Source organism: Achromobacter sp. Marseille-Q0513, assembly GCF_018195695.1.
Lineage (GTDB): Bacteria > Pseudomonadota > Gammaproteobacteria > Burkholderiales > Burkholderiaceae_B > Achromobacter.
On sequence record NZ_JAGTJY010000509.1, the window covers coordinates 1 to 472 of the forward strand.

General features: G+C 55.9%; 1 protein-coding gene. It reads left to right on the forward strand.

What is annotated here, in order from left to right:
• Positions 1–472, forward strand: a 472-nt coding sequence (locus KDH83_RS31520; RefSeq protein WP_212323095.1) for a hypothetical protein, incomplete at both ends; no start/stop codon positions are given.

Here is a 472-nt window from a genome sequence, read left to right on the forward strand (position 1 = left end):
TCTATGCGTACGGGGCCAATGGCAAGCTGGCGAGCGTGACCGACTCGAGCGGGGGCGTTACGTTCTACGACTATGCCGGAAAGAATCTGACGCAGATTCGCACAGCCACGATGGATGGCGGGGTGCAGGTAGTGCAAACCCGTGTGCGCTACGGCTACGACAGTCTGGGGCGACTTTCCGCAGTCTCGGTCGATCTGACTCCAGAAGATAACTCCATTGCCGATGGCAAGGTGTTTCAGACGTTCTATACCTATGACGGCGACAGCGACAGGATTGCATCCGTGTCCCAGACTGACGGCACGCAGATGTCGTTCAAGTACGTGCAGGATGCCAGCAAGCGTATTTCAGAAGTGACGGATGCGCTTGGCCGGGTGACCAGCTACAACTACATCAACAATCAACACGTAAATGTTATCGATCATTTGGGGGCGGTCACCAGCTACAACTTTGACGCGCGGGGAAACCTATCGGC